Raw genomic sequence first — 14,387 nt, 5'->3', positions numbered from 1 at the left:
CTAAAATGAGAAATTTCACTTGTGTACAGGATTTAGGGGATTTACAGCAGGCCCTTAAAGAAGCGTTTGAGATTAAGAAAGATCGTTTCCAGTTTTCTGAGTTGGGAAAGAACAAGACCTTGTTGATGATTTTCTTCAACTCAAGTTTACGAACTCGTTTGAGTACACAGAAAGCTGCGATGAATTTAGGCATGAACACAATCGTGTTGGATGTGAATCAAGGTGCCTGGAAGTTGGAAACTGAACGCGGTGTCATTATGGACGGAGACAAACCTGAACATTTGTTAGAGGCTATACCGGTTATGGGTTGCTATTGTGATGTTATTGGTGTTCGTTCGTTTGCCCGTTTTGAGAATAAGGCAGATGATTATAATGAAAAGATCTTGAATCAGTTTATTCAGTATTCTGGACGTCCGGTATTTAGTATGGAAGCTGCTACACGTCATCCGTTGCAGAGTTTTGCCGACCTGATAACGATTGAAGAATATAAGAAAACCGCTCGTCCGAAAGTTGTTATGACGTGGGCTCCGCATCCGAAAGCTTTGCCTCAGGCTGTTCCCAATAGTTTTGCTGAATGGATGAATGCGACAGACTATGAGTTTGTCATTACACATCCGGAAGGATATGAATTGGATCCTAAGTTTGTAGGTCATGCCAAAGTAGAATATGATCAGAAGAAGGCTTTGGAAGGTGCTGATTTCGTTTATGCAAAGAATTGGGCTGCCTATCAGGATCCTAATTATGGAAAAGTGATCAATATGGATCGTAACTGGACTGTTGATACAGAGAAGATGGCTTTGACAAACAATGCTTATTTTATGCACTGTCTACCAGTTCGCAGAAATATGATTGTGACCGATGATGTCATTGAAAGTCCGCAAAGTATCGTTATTCCGGAAGCTGCAAATCGTGAAATTTCAGCGCAAACCGTATTGAAGAAAATATTGGAAGGTTTAAAATAATGGTAAAATGAAGAAAACGTATCCTTTAAGATCTTTCTTAAGGATACGTTTTCTTTTTATTTATAATTGTTCAATATCTTCACTACTTAAACCGGTAGCTTGTTTGATTTGCTCTATGGAGATTCCTATCGCTTTTAGTTTTTTCGCTATTTCCCGTTTTTCTTTAGCTTTCCCTTCAGCTTTTCCTTCGGCCATGCCTTCTATTCGACCTTCGATTTTTCCTTCCAATTTGGCCGAATTTAAAACATCGTTTTGTATCATGATTGCATTGATATGCTCATCATAGGCATGGCGTTCTTCGGAGCTCATATTATAGTATTGAAGCTTTTCTCTCGCTTCCACCAAACCGGGAGTTGTTGTGTCAGGACGAATGACTCCGTTTTTTAGGTAACTGATCCATTCTTCCAATGGGGTTTTAGCTACCTGATTGAATTCGTTGACACGAATCAGGTAGTATTCAGGAAATATTTTAGCCGGTAATTTATGAAGAATCGCATTTTCTTGTTTAGTAGAAATAACCAGTTCGTCTTTGGTGTGTACTCCTATAAAATGGTTTTGTCCGTGATATAAATAATCACTTCCTTTTCCGATATCAAAATACAGGATACTGATGGAGTAGATTTTCTTAACAGCCTGGTATGATTGTCCGAGCGTAATGTGTTCGGTAATCGCTTTTGCTACGCCATAAAGAATCCTTTCCAAATAATACAATTCTCTTGTATTCTGGATTTCTACAATAATAATTTCATCTTTACTGTCTTTGGCTTTGATGTCTACGCGATTGAATTTGTCATCTTCCGATTGTTGATTTCCTTCACTCTCCAAGATTTCCAGAATGTGAATAGGTTCTTCCAATAACACCGTAAGTAAACCTTCCAGGACAGCAAAATTGGCTTTATCCCGGAGCATTCTTTTCATCGCCCAGTCGAAACGTACATATTTATCCATTGCTATAGTTTTTTGGTTTCCTACAAATTTATGTATTCTTTTTTGATACTTGCTTTATTTCCTGATTTATATTAGTCCACAGCTTAATTCCTATATGATTAAGGCCAATTTAGCGGATGAAGTTCGTGTTGGTACGCGCTTCAAACGCGGGTGGATTGATACCTGCCTGTTTGCCGGCTTCAATGCATTTAAGTAACCAAGCCATATTACGGGCGAGGATACGCATCGTTTGTAAACCTTCGATATCTTGAGCTACTTCTTCTGGTGTGTTTCCGTGTACGGTATTCCAATAGTTGGATGAAACAACGGGCATATTGCTAATGGTAAAATATTTGTTGAGCTGGTCGAAGGTGGTAGAAGAACCTCCGCGGCGGCAACTGGCAATTGCAGCAGCCGGTTTGTTAGAAAATAATTTGGCACGTCCGTAGAATACACGATCCATAAACGAAGTCAGTGCGCCTGTAGCTGATGCAAAATGAACGGGTGAACCAAATATAAAGCCATCAGCTTGTTGTGCTTTTTCCAAGAATTGATTTACGGAGTCTTCCATACAGCAGCGACCGGCTTCCAGACAATAATTACATCCCATACAACCTGAGAGCGGGCGAATACCGATCCAGAATATTTCTGTCTCTATACCTTGTGTCTGTAATTCCTTTTCTATTTCTTGTAGAGCGGTGAAAGTACATCCTTTGTGATGTGGACTTCCATTGACTAATAAGACTTTCATATTTTTGATATTTAGTGAGATGATGTACTGTATAATGACAAAAAAAGCGAGAAAAGTGTTATCTTTTCCCGCTTTCCTTTGAGCCTCTTGTCGGATTCGAACCAACGACCCCGAGATTACAAATCACGTGCTCTGGCCAACTGAGCTAAAGAGGCAGATGGGTAAGCTAGCTACATCGCGCCGCTACAACCAAGTACCCTTGCTACGGTCAAGTCCTGGGGGATTCCGAGGGAGCTTGCCGTGTAGGACTTACCCGACTGCAAAGGTAGATATAATTTCTGAATTTGCAAGATCTTTTTTTATTCTATCTCTTGTTTTTAGTATAAGTGATTGAAATATTAAATATTACGTATATGTTAAAATATGTATTACTGTTATCGCTTATGGTCTTTGTTGGATTTTTAGGGCTTCCAAGATTTTATGGAATATTTCTGTATTGGGATAAGTTCCGCAGAATTTAGATGAACCAGGACCATAGGCGAAAACAGGAAGCATAATCGGTGTGTGATCGTCGGTCATATACCGGGCGGTCACTTTTCTTTTCTCCAGATTTCCGTCAACTAATGTCAAACCTCCGGTTTCGTGGTCGGCAGTCACTATAACCAGTGTTTCTCCGTTTTGGTCTGCAAATCTGAGGGCTTCTGCTACCGCCTGATCGAAACTGAGTGTTTCCAATACAGAGCCGGGTAAGTAGTTGGCATGTCCGGCATAATCAACTTTCGCCCCTTCTACCATTAGAAAGAATCCTTTGCTGCTGGCGTTTGTTAACTTTTGAATCGCTTTTTGTGTAGCTTCTGCCAGAAGAGGTAAACTTTCTTCCGTGGTGGCTTTCCCCATCTGTTCATCCAAACAGATTTCCTTTTCTCCATGGGTTTTGATTTCCTCTATAGAGGAAGAGATAAGGTATTGTTTGGATAATTCGTCCTTGAGGTTTGTACCGTCTTTTCTATCTGTAAGTGCCGACATGCCGGAACCGTTGAGTAAAGTCAAGTTGCCTTTTAATAACCAGCGGGTAATTTCGTCGGTTTGATCTCGTTCCGTGGTATGTCCGTAAAAGGCTGCCGGTGTTGCATCTGCTATATTACCTAAAGTTACGATTCCACAGGCGTATTGACGTGGTGCCAATATCTCGGTTAAAGAAGGATTGATACTTCCATCTTCATTGGTACTGATATGTCGGTTGCAGGTTGGTTCTCCGGTGGCGATTGCGCTGCCTGCTCCTGCCGAATCAGTTGTATATTGATCTTTGGCATGCGTTCTTTGTAGTCCGATGTGCTTCAATTGCAACATCGTCAGTGTTTGGTTGACTGTCTGTGCCGCACAGATTTGTGCCAGTCCCATGCCATCACCTATCATTAGGATAATATTCTTAGGCGTTCGATTGGCATTATCCGACTGAAAGGTAGGTTGATAGGTTTCAACCGGCTGGCTTAGTTGGCTGGCTGATTGATCGAAACCACCAAAAGAACGGGTTGCTTTGTCCAATCGATTCGTCTTTGCGATTTCTTCCGAAGCTTGTAAGGCTGTCTTTTCTGCCAATTGCATATTTTTACGTTCGAAATCCTTGAAGAAGTCTGAACATAATTCTGGTTTGTCGGTATTGATGATATCAATTCCCATTTCATGAAATGTATTCCAGGCAGTCACACCGTCGGGTGTTCCCCAAAAGCGGACCGGTTTTCCCCAGTTATGTACCTTCTGAATGACCTGATTGAGTTTCTCTTTTTCCGGAGCCACCATAGCTCCTTTGCCGTTCCATTTTGAATACTTGTCGAACGAGTCGCTGACCAGTCCGATTCTTTCCAGTTGCTCCGGCGTGTAGTCATATTGAGGTCTTCCGTCGAAAAAGATAAACTCCGGATAGTTCTTGAAATCTTCCGGTTTAGGTGTATTGCCTGTGATCAATACCTTTACGGCTTTCGGATTGACCGACGGATCAAATACTTCGGGATATTGCTGGAGTTTCTTTACCAATATATCTAATGTAGGATGTTCTGCTGTTTTCATGTCGATCATCAATTGTAATGTATGCTCATTGTCGGCCCAGGCTTTTCCTTGGTTTCGCTTGAATTGGGTTACGATCGGCGAGATATACAGTTCGTCAATTGTAAGGGCTGTGGGAAGTTCGTCCCGGTCGTGAGCTACCAGCAGACCAGTCTCGTCGGCATTAGTGTAAATATCGGCTTCAATGGAATAGACCTTTTGGGAATAGGCCTGATAAAAAGGTACACTTTGGCAATAATCATTGTGCGAATGAATATAAATACGGGACTGAGCCATTAATGATCCGATGGAACCGATGGCGATAAAAGCCAGCAGGCTTAACTGTTTGTACATGTGTTTTAGTTTCATCTGCTTATTCATTGAATAGATTGTAAAGTAACTGCTTTTTTATTTTTCAGGGATGAATATCCGATGACATCCGGATGACAATGTGGATACATTGTGCGATCTTCCCTTTGCTGGCAAATTTATAGTAAAATCAGCGAATAGGGTAATGACCGGTTCAATAAAAGTGACAGGCTTCTGAGTTTTCGTTCAATCGGAGATGAAGAAAGATGCTTTTTGTGAGAGGCTTTCAGCCAATAAAGGGTTTCTTGACTGACAAAATGTAAAGTGTATCCACCACAAATTAAGATGTTTTTTGATTGCTCCTTTTTTACAGATGGCCGATATTTTGTATTTTTGCACCCATATTTCAAAAACTTAATAATAAGAATAAACACAATGGGTGGTTTTTTCGGTACTATCTCAAAGTCGGCCTGTGCTACTGATTTGTTCTATGGTACGGACTACAATTCACATCTGGGAACCCGTAGAGGCGGTATGGCGACATACGATAAAGAAAATGGGTTTACTCGCTCTATTCATAATCTGGAAAGTTCTTATTTTCGAACCAAGTTTGAAGCTTCTTTGCCTAAATTCGTAGGAAATGCCGGTATTGGTATCATCAGTGATACCGATGCACAACCAATCGTTATCAATTCTCATTTAGGAAAGTTTGCGATTGTTACGGTAGCTAAGATCAATAATATTGACGAACTGGAAAAAGATTTGCTGGCTGTCAATATGCATTTTTCTGAATTAAGCTCCGGAAAGACGAATCAGACGGAACTGGTTGCCTTGTTGATTACGCAAGGTAAGGATTTCGTAGAAGGTATTGAAAATGTGTATAACCGGATCAAAGGATCTTGTTCGATGCTGTTGTTGACGGAAGACGGTATTATCGCTGCCCGTGATAAATGGGGAAGAACTCCGATTGTCATTGGGAAAAAAGACGGAGCATACGCGGCAACAAGCGAATCGAGCAGTTTGCCTAACTTAGGTTATGAGATAGAGAAATTCGTAGGACCGGGCGAAATAATCCGTTTGCGTGCCGATGAATTGGAACAAATGCGCAAACCGAATGAAGGTATGCAGGTTTGTTCGTTCTTGTGGGTATATTACGGCTTCCCCGTTTCCAGTTATGAAGGAAAGAATGTGGAGGAAGTGCGTTTTGCCTGTGGATACAAGATGGGGCAGAAAGACCATTCGGAAGTAGATTGTGCCTGCGGTATTCCGGATTCGGGAGTAGGTATGGCTTTGGGTTATGCTGAAGGAAAAGGAGTTCCTTATCACCGGGCCATTGCTAAATATACGCCGACCTGGCCCCGCAGTTTTACTCCGGCCAATCAGGAGTTACGTTCGTTAGTAGCCAAAATGAAACTGATTCCGAACCGTTCAATGTTGGAAGGTAAGCGGATTCTGTTCTGCGATGATTCGATTGTCCGTGGAACTCAGTTGCGGGATAACGTAAAGATCCTGTATGATTATGGAGCCAAAGAAGTACACATGCGTATTGCTTGTCCGCCGTTGATTTATGGTTGTCCTTTCATCGGATTTACTTCTTCCAAGAGTGATTTGGAGTTGATCACACGCCGTATTATTAAGGAACTGGAAGGCGATGAAAACAAGAATCTGGACAAGTATGCTACCACCGATTCTCCGGAGTATAAGAAAATGGTATCCATCATTGCAGAACGTTTCGGCTTGAGTTCGTTGAAATTCAATACGTTGGAAACACTGATTGAAGCGATCGGATTACCTAAATGTAAGGTATGTACGCATTGTTTCGATGGAAGCAGTCATTTTTAATAGGTGATAAACTCTTGTATCAGAGGCGATAATTAAGTTAAAATAGATAAGCTTTAGTTTGCATCACCCGGGTGAATCAATTAATTCATATAGCTGAATTGATTAATTCACCCGGGTGATTTGTTTAATTCACCAAGGTGAATCAATTAAAAGTAAATTAATTTTTACGTAAATACTCTTACCTTTTTCTTTGTTGATGCGAACTTTTCATTAACTTTACTGCGGATTCGATTGGAAGAATATACTTCTTATGCCATGAATAATATCAGTTTCAGTGGATTATATACGCAGTACTACAAGCGATCCTTCCTGTTTGTGAAGTCGTATGTACGTGATGATATGGTGGCCGAGGATATTGCTTCAGAGGCTTTGATTCAATTATGGGAGACTTTGAAGACTGAAACGGTAAATACTCCATTGGCATTGCTGACGACTATCTTGAAGAATAAAGCATTGAATTATTTGAAACATCAGGCTATAGAGTGGGAGGCAATGGAAGATATTTCGGACAAGCAGATACGGGATACTTCTTATCGGATCGCTACCTTGCAGGCTTGTAATCCGGAAGAGATGTTTTCTTCGGAGATAACCCGTATTCTGGAGGATACATTGGCTTCTTTGCCCGAACAGACACGTCAGATCTTTATCATGAGCCGATATGAACAGATGTCGGTAAAGGAAATTGCCGAAACCTTGCACTTGGCTCCCAAAAGTGTAGAATATCATATTACCAAATCATTGAAAGTACTTCGCATAGCCTTGAAAGATTATTTACCGGTGTTTTGGTGGTTCTTGTAAATTAAAGCTAATGAAAGTAAACTTTCTTTTGAGTTTACTTGTTTTGAAATAAAAAGCTTTATGGATCGTACCAGTAAAACACATGTGTGCCCGTTATTGATAGCCTGTTTCCTGGGTTTTTCGCTGGGCGCGAAGGGGCAAGTGGAGTTAATCTCTTCAGATACATTGCGGATAGATTCATTGCGAATGGAGGAAATCAAGATCGGATATGCCGTCGGAAACCAACAAACCTTATCGGGGGCTGTCGATAAAGTTTCTGAAAAGCGGATGAATAAAGGATTTGTGACGACACCCTTGGAAGCTTTGAGCGGACAATCGGCGGGTGTCAGTATTTCTTCAGGTGAAAACCGGGCAGCCATGCTGTCGTCGGTGCGTGTCAGAGGTACAACTTCTCTGACGGGAGGAAATGATCCCTTGGTAATTATTGACGGAGTATCGGCAGATTTGAGTGCATTGAATACGATTTATCCGGCAGATATTGAGAGTTTCACGATTTTGAAAGATGCGTCCGAGACTGCTCAGTACGGATCGCGGGGTGCTTCTGGCGTAATTGAGGTAGCAACCAAGAAAGGAAAAAGTGAATCTTTTCGGGTAAGTTATACCGGGAATTACGGTGTTCAGTCGGTTTATAAGAATTTGGAAATGCTTTCGGCCGATGAATTCCGGGCCGTAGCGCGACAACTGAATATGGATATTCTGGATTTAGGTAACCAGACGAATTTCCCCGAAGAGATTACTCGTTTGGGAGTCATGCAAAATCATCATATAGCCTTTGGAGGCGGAACGAATACAACCAATTACCGGGCTTCTATTGGTATGATGGATCGGAAAGAGGTGGTACAGAATAATGCTTATCAGAATTTTACCGCTAAGGTAAATCTTTCGCAAAAGGCCTTTCAGGATCGTTTCCAGTTGGATATGGGTTTGTTTGGTTCGTTGCAGAAAAACAATTACCTGACAGATGAACAAAAGACCTTCTATTCGGCAGCGACATTCAATCCGACTTTCCCCAATCATCGAAATCCGGAAACTGGTTCGTGGGATCAGATTACGAATGCCAGTCAGATCACCAATCCGTTGGCTTGGCTGGAGGTACAGGATGATGAATCGAATGCTCACTTTAATACCCACATGAAATTCTCTCTCTTACTGAACCGGCATCTGACGTTTTCGGTTTTTGGCTCGTATTCCTATAATGTCATAGAAAATTCGCAGTATTTGCCCACTTCGGTCTGGGCACACGGACAAGCTTACAAAGGGGAGAACAAGACGGAAGATTTGCTCGGGAACATGATGCTGAGCTATACCAATACCTGGGGAAAGCATAAGTTGGATGTCCTGGGATTGGCGGAAGTCCAGAAAAAGATTCTGACCGGATTTTATACCACTGTGACCAACTTTACTACCGATCAGTATGGATATAATAACTTGCAGGCAGGTGCTGTCCGCTTGTGGGAAGGAACGGGTTCGTTTTATGAATCGCCCCGGTTGGCTTCATTCCTGGCGCGTTTCAATTATGTGTACGACGGGAAATATGTCCTGACCGCCAATGCCCGTGCGGATGCTTCGTCTAAAGTAGGAGAGAATAACCGTTGGGGCTTCTTCCCTTCTACATCCCTGGCGTGGATCTTGTCGGAAGAAGGTTTTCTGAAAGAAGTCTCGTTTCTAAATAACCTGAAACTGCGTGCGGGTTATGGTGTTTCAGGAAATTTAGGAGCCATTGATTCGTATAATTCTTTACAGTTGATGAAACCGAATGGGGTTGTTTCGGTAAACGGAGCACCGACTGTTACGATGGGTGTGATCCGAAATGCTAATCCCGATTTGAAATGGGAAGTGAAGCGGACGTTCAATGTCGGACTGGATGCTGGTTTCTTCCAGAATCGGCTGATTTTGGCGGCAGATTACTATCATGCTAAAACGAGTGATATGTTATATCTGTATGATGTCAGTGTCCCTCCGTTTGCTTATAATAAGTTATTGGCGAATTTAGGTTCGATGGAGAATAGTGGAGTTGAATTGGGATTAGGCATCACTCCGCTTCAGAAGAAAGATATGGAATTGAATATCAACGTGAATGTTGCCTTTCAGAAGAATAAACTGTTGTCGTTAAGCGGTATGTATAACGGGCAATATATGTCGGCCCCACAATATACGCCGATTGCCAGTCTGAATGGAGCAGGTTTTCACGGAGGAAACAATCATATTGTATATCAGATTGTAGGAGAGTCGTTGGGCGTTTTCTATCTACCGCATTGTACCGGATTGGTAGAACAGGCCGACGGCAGTTATCGCTACGAAGTGGCAGACTTGAATGGAAACGGTGTCAATCTGGAGGATGGAGAAGACCGTTATGTGGCGGGACAAGCCACACCGAAGGCAATGCTGGGTTCAAACTTCAGTTTCCGTTACCGGAACTTCGATATCTCCCTGCAGATTAATGGGGCATTTGGACATAAGATTTATAACGGAACGGCACTGAGTTATATGAATATGGGTAGTTTCCCGGATTATAACGTTATGAAAGGTGCTCCCGAACAACGAATCAAAGACCAGACTGCTACCGATTATTGGTTGGAAAACGGAGACTATGTCAATTTTGATTATCTGACAGTTGGCTGGAATGTTCCTTTGGGGAAACTGAAGAAATATATTCGGTACTTACGCCTGTCTGCGTCTGTAAATAATTTGGCAACCATAACCGCTTATTCCGGTTTGACGCCAATGATTAATAGTTCGATTGTGAACAGTACACTGGGAGTTGATGATAAACGGAATTACCCGGTGGCCCGTTCGTATTCAATCGGTTTGAATTTCCAATTTTAATGTTTGTCGGGTATGAAGAAGTTCAGTTTGTTTCTATATATAAGTAGTCTTTTCCTGTTAATGGGATGCAGTAAATTCCTGGAAGAGCATCCGCGTGATCAGATCTCGGAGGAAGAAGCTTTTGATACGCCAGCCAATATTTATCTGAATACAGTTGCTACCTTATATAATTATATAGGAGGGAATAGTGATAGTCAAGGTCTGCAAGGAACATATCGCGGCGTGTACGACTTGAATACGTTTACGACGGACGAAGCTATGCTCCCGACACGGGGTGGCGACTGGTATGACGGTGGTTTCTGGCAAGGACTGTTCTTACATCGTTGGGGAACGAATAATTATGCAATTCAGGCAACCTGGGAATATCTGTATAAGGTAATCGTATTAAGTAATAAATCTCTGGAAATCTTACAGACCTTGCAGAAACAATATCCGGAGTACGAATTATCGCCTTATTTGGCGGAAGTCCGGGCAATCCGTGCCTTATACTATTATTATCTGGTAGATCTTTTCGGACGTGTTCCGTTGGTATTGTCGTCGTCCACGCCTATGCAAGATGTTAAGCAAAGCGAACGGAGTGAGGTATTCCGGTTTATCGTGGATGAACTTCAGGTCGCGTTACCCGATTTGAGTTTGGAACGAAGTAATTATCCGGGTGATTATTACGGACGGGTGACGCGTCCGGTGGCATTTTTCCTGTTGGCTAAACTGGCATTAAACTGTGAAGTCTATTTACATGACCGGTGGACGACTACAGCTCGCCCGGATGGAAAGTCTATTTATTTTAAGGTTGGTGATCGTTACCTGAATGCCTGGCAAACAACGATGGCGTATTGTGATTCGCTGACAGTTTGCGGTTATCGGCTTTCTCCGGCTTATACCGATAACTTTAAAGTCTATAACGAAGGTTCGGAAGAGAATGTCTTTACCATCCCGATGGATAAGAATTTATATGCGAACCAAATGCAGAATCTGTTCCGTTCCCGTCATTATAATCATGCAAAGGCGTATGGGTTGGGAGGCGAGAATGGATCGAGTGCTACCATCGAAACCCTTCAGACATTTGGTTATGGAACGGATTCTGTTGATACCCGTTTTGACGCCTGCTATTTTGCAGGAGTAGTATTTGACTTTAACGGTGATACGGTTCGGTTGGATAATGGAACGGTCTTGGAGTATCTTCCTTGGGATATTCAGCTGGATCTTTCAGGACTGGCTGCTGAGAAGACGGCAGGAGCACGGATGAAGAAATACGAAGTAGATAGTCAGGGAACGAAAGACGGGAAATTATCTGACAATGATATCGTCCTTTTCCGTTACGCAGATGCTTTGTTGATGAAGAGTGAGGCCAAAGTGAGAAATGGAGAAAATGGTGACAGCGAACTCAACGAAGTACGTCGGCGGGTAGGAATGCCGGAACGGAAAGCTACGCTTGAGAATATTCTGGCAGAACGCCAGTTGGAATTGGCTTGGGAAGGCTGGCGCCGACAAGACCTGGTTCGCTTTGGCCGGTTTACGAGGACTTATAGCAGTCGCCCGCAGTTACCGCAAGAAGAAAATGGTTATACCACTGTTTTCCCGATTCCCGACAATGTACTTACACTGAATAAACAGCTGACACAAAATCCGGGATATTAAAGAAAGACCGGGAAAAAGAGAAAAGCCCTTCGAATCTCTCCGAGGGGGCTTTTCTATATGAGTTAATTCTACGAAAGATGTTTCGTGAAGTTTAGAACAAATCCAATTCTGCAATAGCTACTACTTGACCTCCGGCGGCGATGCGGGTAGCTTCTATTTTAACGAAGCGGGCAGAAACCGGTTGCTGGAAGTAATGCTGGCGCTTGGTCGGGTCGTTGATCAGATTTCCGAATTCAAAATCTTCTGCTTTTTTCCAACTCTTTCCGTCAGCACTGATGTAGAATACTCCTTTTTCCATCATGCCTTCTGCATTAACTGTTTGCGGTGTGTAAGCAAATCCCTTGAGTTCACGTGAAGCTCCCAAGTCGATGGTAATGGATTGATTCTTTCCGGGTTTTGACAACCAGTAAGAATAAGGTTGCTCGTCGAATGCCAAAGCTGCCTGATGATTATCGGCTTCACTGCTGGCTGATACCAATTTCCAATCCTGTTTGATCCATCCGAAACGATCCGATTGCATGGCACCTTCCATCTCATTTAATACCGCAAAAGCTTTCACTTCTCCGTTTTCCATCTTAAACGGCTTTGTATATGGAGTAGATGAGGTGGTCGGAGTACTGCCGTCTGTTGTATAATAAATGGTATAACCTTGACTTAAGTTCTTGGATGCGTTCTCGCCATACTGATTCCATTTGAAGTTCTGTACCTTTGGCTCGATGCTGACATTTCCTGATAAATCACGGATGAAATCCAACTGAGGCGGACGTGCCTGATAATGATGAGCCGTGATGGTATGGATAGCCGGATTCGCCCGGTTCTCCAGGAAGCGTACGCGGATCTTGTTGGTTGTCACATCCGGGAAACGGAGGATTCGTTTGTATCCGATATTTGTAGCCTGGGCAATCTCTTTCCATTCGCCGTCTATCCAAGCATCTACCGCATGTTTTTCTACTCGTTCACTATGAGAAGCAATTGCTTCCTGCAAGAGCAAACGGTTGAACGTAATAGGTTGAGGCGTTGAGATTGTGATCTCTTTCTTCTTACCATCCAGTTCCACATACGTATTTTCATCTTTATCCAAAACTTCTTCCGGACCTTTGGCTCCTTCCAACAAGTTGGTACCGTAAGTCTTCCGGATCCGTTTGCCTGCTTCCGTCAGAGAGGCTACATCGGCTGGAGAGAAACGTCCGTCGCGATTGGGTGGAATATTCAACAGGAAGGTTGAATTGCCGCCGACAGCACGTTCGTAAATATCAAACACATCGTCGGCACTTCTTACTTTCTGATGTGTATCATCCCGATAGAACCAACCTTCACGGATAGAGGTATTCGTTTCTGCTTGTTGGTAATGCAGGTATTTCGCTTTATACAAAACCTCGCGGCTGCCCAGATCTGTATCCGTCATATCAACGAAAACCGTTGCTGTATCCGGATTGTGCGGATAAGTGATGACATTCCATTCGGTATCTCTTGTTTTCCCGGCTTCATTACCACACCAACGGACATCTTCCCGACCAAAGATAACAGCTTGCGGAGCCAGTTTGTGAATCAATTCTTTCCAAGCAGTATAATTATACCGCTGTCCACCTTTCCGCTTCGGATGTGCTCCGTCAAACCATACTTCATGAATAGGGCCGTATTCGGTCAACAATTCAAACAGCTGATTAAGGAAATACTCATTGTAATCATCTACCTCAAACTCAAACTTAGTCTGGTTGGCAAACGGACGACCCGGCACTTCACGTGGGATCGTTCTTTTGGTATATTTACTCAGGTTTCCATACAGACCATCCGGACTTTCTATCTGAAATAAGTCAGCCGGAGAAAGATAAATACCCAACTTTAGTCCATATTTCTGACAAGATGCAGATAAATCTCTCAATACATCTCCCTTTCCATTTTGGAATGGACTCGACATAATTCCATGTGTTGTATAACGACTTTGCCACAATACAAAGCCATCGTGATGCTTCACTGTCAGAATAACCATCTTCATGCCGGCAGCCTTCATGGTTTCACACCATTGGTCGGTATCCAAGTTCTTCAAGTCGAAGATTTTAGGATCTTCCATACCTGTTCCCCATTCACGGCGGGTAAATGTATTGGGGCCGAAATGGATAAATGCAATGTATTCATTATGAAGAGCAGCCAACTGGTTTTCTGTTGGAACCACGTGAGCCGCCTTTTCGATAATCATTTCTTTAGTGTCATTTGGCTCGATTGGAATCGTGTTTTGAAACGCCATCTGCTCTTGCTGATTTGTACCACAAGCCGTCAATAGCAACGTGGCACCCAATAAACTCCAAATAGTTCTCATGTCATTTTGTTGTTTAGGTTTGCAATCCGTTTTT

General features: G+C 42.7%; 9 protein-coding genes and 1 tRNA gene. 5 read left to right on the top strand and 5 right to left on the bottom strand.

Annotation, left to right across the window (positions count from 1 at the left end):
* Positions 1 to 5: 5 nt before the first annotated feature.
* The gene (locus tag MUN53_RS00910) at positions 6 to 962 is read left to right on the top strand and encodes an N-acetylornithine carbamoyltransferase (protein ID WP_022454892.1); all 957 of its coding nucleotides are present in this window, start codon (positions 6 to 8) and stop codon (positions 960 to 962) included.
* Between the two features lie 60 nt (positions 963 to 1,022).
* Here the strand turns inward: MUN53_RS00910 and MUN53_RS00905 are convergent, their stop codons facing one another.
* From MUN53_RS00905 to MUN53_RS00890, 4 genes are all read right to left on the bottom strand, one after another.
* Positions 1,023 to 1,910, bottom strand: coding sequence for an Rpn family recombination-promoting nuclease/putative transposase (locus tag MUN53_RS00905; RefSeq protein ID WP_243323031.1), 888 nt, complete (start codon positions 1,908 to 1,910; stop codon positions 1,023 to 1,025).
* Positions 1,911 to 2,019: 109 nt separating this feature from the next.
* Positions 2,020 to 2,640, bottom strand: a complete 621-nt coding sequence (locus MUN53_RS00900; protein ID WP_243323030.1) for a flavodoxin family protein — start codon at positions 2,638 to 2,640, stop codon at positions 2,020 to 2,022.
* Positions 2,641 to 2,721: 81 nt separating this feature from the next.
* Positions 2,722 to 2,795 (bottom strand) — tRNA-Thr (locus tag MUN53_RS00895).
* A gap of 226 nt (positions 2,796 to 3,021) precedes the next feature.
* Positions 3,022 to 4,992, bottom strand: coding sequence for an alkaline phosphatase (locus tag MUN53_RS00890; RefSeq protein WP_243323027.1), 1,971 nt, complete (start codon positions 4,990 to 4,992; stop codon positions 3,022 to 3,024).
* Positions 4,993 to 5,367: 375 nt separating this feature from the next.
* Here MUN53_RS00890 and MUN53_RS00885 point away from each other — a divergent pair, with 375 nt between their 5' ends.
* The 4 genes from MUN53_RS00885 to MUN53_RS00870 all read left to right on the top strand — a co-directional run bounded on the left by MUN53_RS00885 (position 5,368) and on the right by MUN53_RS00870 (position 12,036).
* Positions 5,368 to 6,774, top strand: coding sequence for an amidophosphoribosyltransferase (locus MUN53_RS00885; protein WP_022454888.1), 1,407 nt, complete (start codon positions 5,368 to 5,370; stop codon positions 6,772 to 6,774).
* Between the two features lie 255 nt (positions 6,775 to 7,029).
* Positions 7,030 to 7,572 carry an RNA polymerase sigma-70 factor gene (locus MUN53_RS00880; RefSeq protein ID WP_243323024.1) on the top strand — a complete coding sequence of 181 codons (543 nt, stop codon included), beginning with the start codon at positions 7,030 to 7,032 and terminating at the stop codon, positions 7,570 to 7,572.
* A gap of 186 nt (positions 7,573 to 7,758) precedes the next feature.
* Complete coding sequence (locus tag MUN53_RS00875; protein ID WP_243323130.1) at positions 7,759 to 10,398, top strand: SusC/RagA family TonB-linked outer membrane protein; 2,640 nt, start codon at positions 7,759 to 7,761, stop codon at positions 10,396 to 10,398.
* Between the two features lie 12 nt (positions 10,399 to 10,410).
* A complete protein-coding gene (locus tag MUN53_RS00870) occupies positions 10,411 to 12,036 on the top strand; it encodes a RagB/SusD family nutrient uptake outer membrane protein (RefSeq protein WP_243323023.1) in 1,626 nt (541 codons plus the stop codon).
* A gap of 91 nt (positions 12,037 to 12,127) precedes the next feature.
* Here MUN53_RS00870 and MUN53_RS00865 read toward each other — a convergent pair whose 3' ends face one another.
* The gene (locus MUN53_RS00865; RefSeq protein WP_243323022.1) at positions 12,128 to 14,353 is read right to left on the bottom strand and encodes an alpha-L-fucosidase; all 2,226 of its coding nucleotides are present in this window, start codon (positions 14,351 to 14,353) and stop codon (positions 12,128 to 12,130) included.
* Between the last annotated feature and the right edge of the window lie 34 nt (positions 14,354 to 14,387).

This window comes from Parabacteroides faecalis, assembly GCF_022809355.1.
Lineage (GTDB): Bacteria > Bacteroidota > Bacteroidia > Bacteroidales > Tannerellaceae > Parabacteroides > Parabacteroides faecalis.
The sequence above is the reverse complement of the archived record's forward strand: the minus strand, read 5'-3'. Positions and strand labels throughout refer to the sequence as shown.

Coding starts and splice junctions, on each gene's coding strand:
- MUN53_RS00910 (WP_022454892.1), top strand. CDS start 6: ATGAGAAATTTCACTTGTGTACAGGATTTAGGGGATTTACAGCAGGCC.
- MUN53_RS00875 (WP_243323130.1), top strand. CDS start 7,759: ATGGAGGAAATCAAGATCGGATATGCCGTCGGAAACCAACAAACCTTA.
- MUN53_RS00880 (WP_243323024.1), top strand. CDS start 7,030: ATGAATAATATCAGTTTCAGTGGATTATATACGCAGTACTACAAGCGA.
- MUN53_RS00885 (WP_022454888.1), top strand. CDS start 5,368: ATGGGTGGTTTTTTCGGTACTATCTCAAAGTCGGCCTGTGCTACTGAT.
- MUN53_RS00865 (WP_243323022.1), bottom strand. CDS start 14,353: ATGAGAACTATTTGGAGTTTATTGGGTGCCACGTTGCTATTGACGGCT.
- MUN53_RS00905 (WP_243323031.1), bottom strand. CDS start 1,910: ATGGATAAATATGTACGTTTCGACTGGGCGATGAAAAGAATGCTCCGG.
- MUN53_RS00900 (WP_243323030.1), bottom strand. CDS start 2,640: ATGAAAGTCTTATTAGTCAATGGAAGTCCACATCACAAAGGATGTACT.
- MUN53_RS00870 (WP_243323023.1), top strand. CDS start 10,411: ATGAAGAAGTTCAGTTTGTTTCTATATATAAGTAGTCTTTTCCTGTTA.
- MUN53_RS00890 (WP_243323027.1), bottom strand. CDS start 4,992: ATGAAACTAAAACACATGTACAAACAGTTAAGCCTGCTGGCTTTTATC.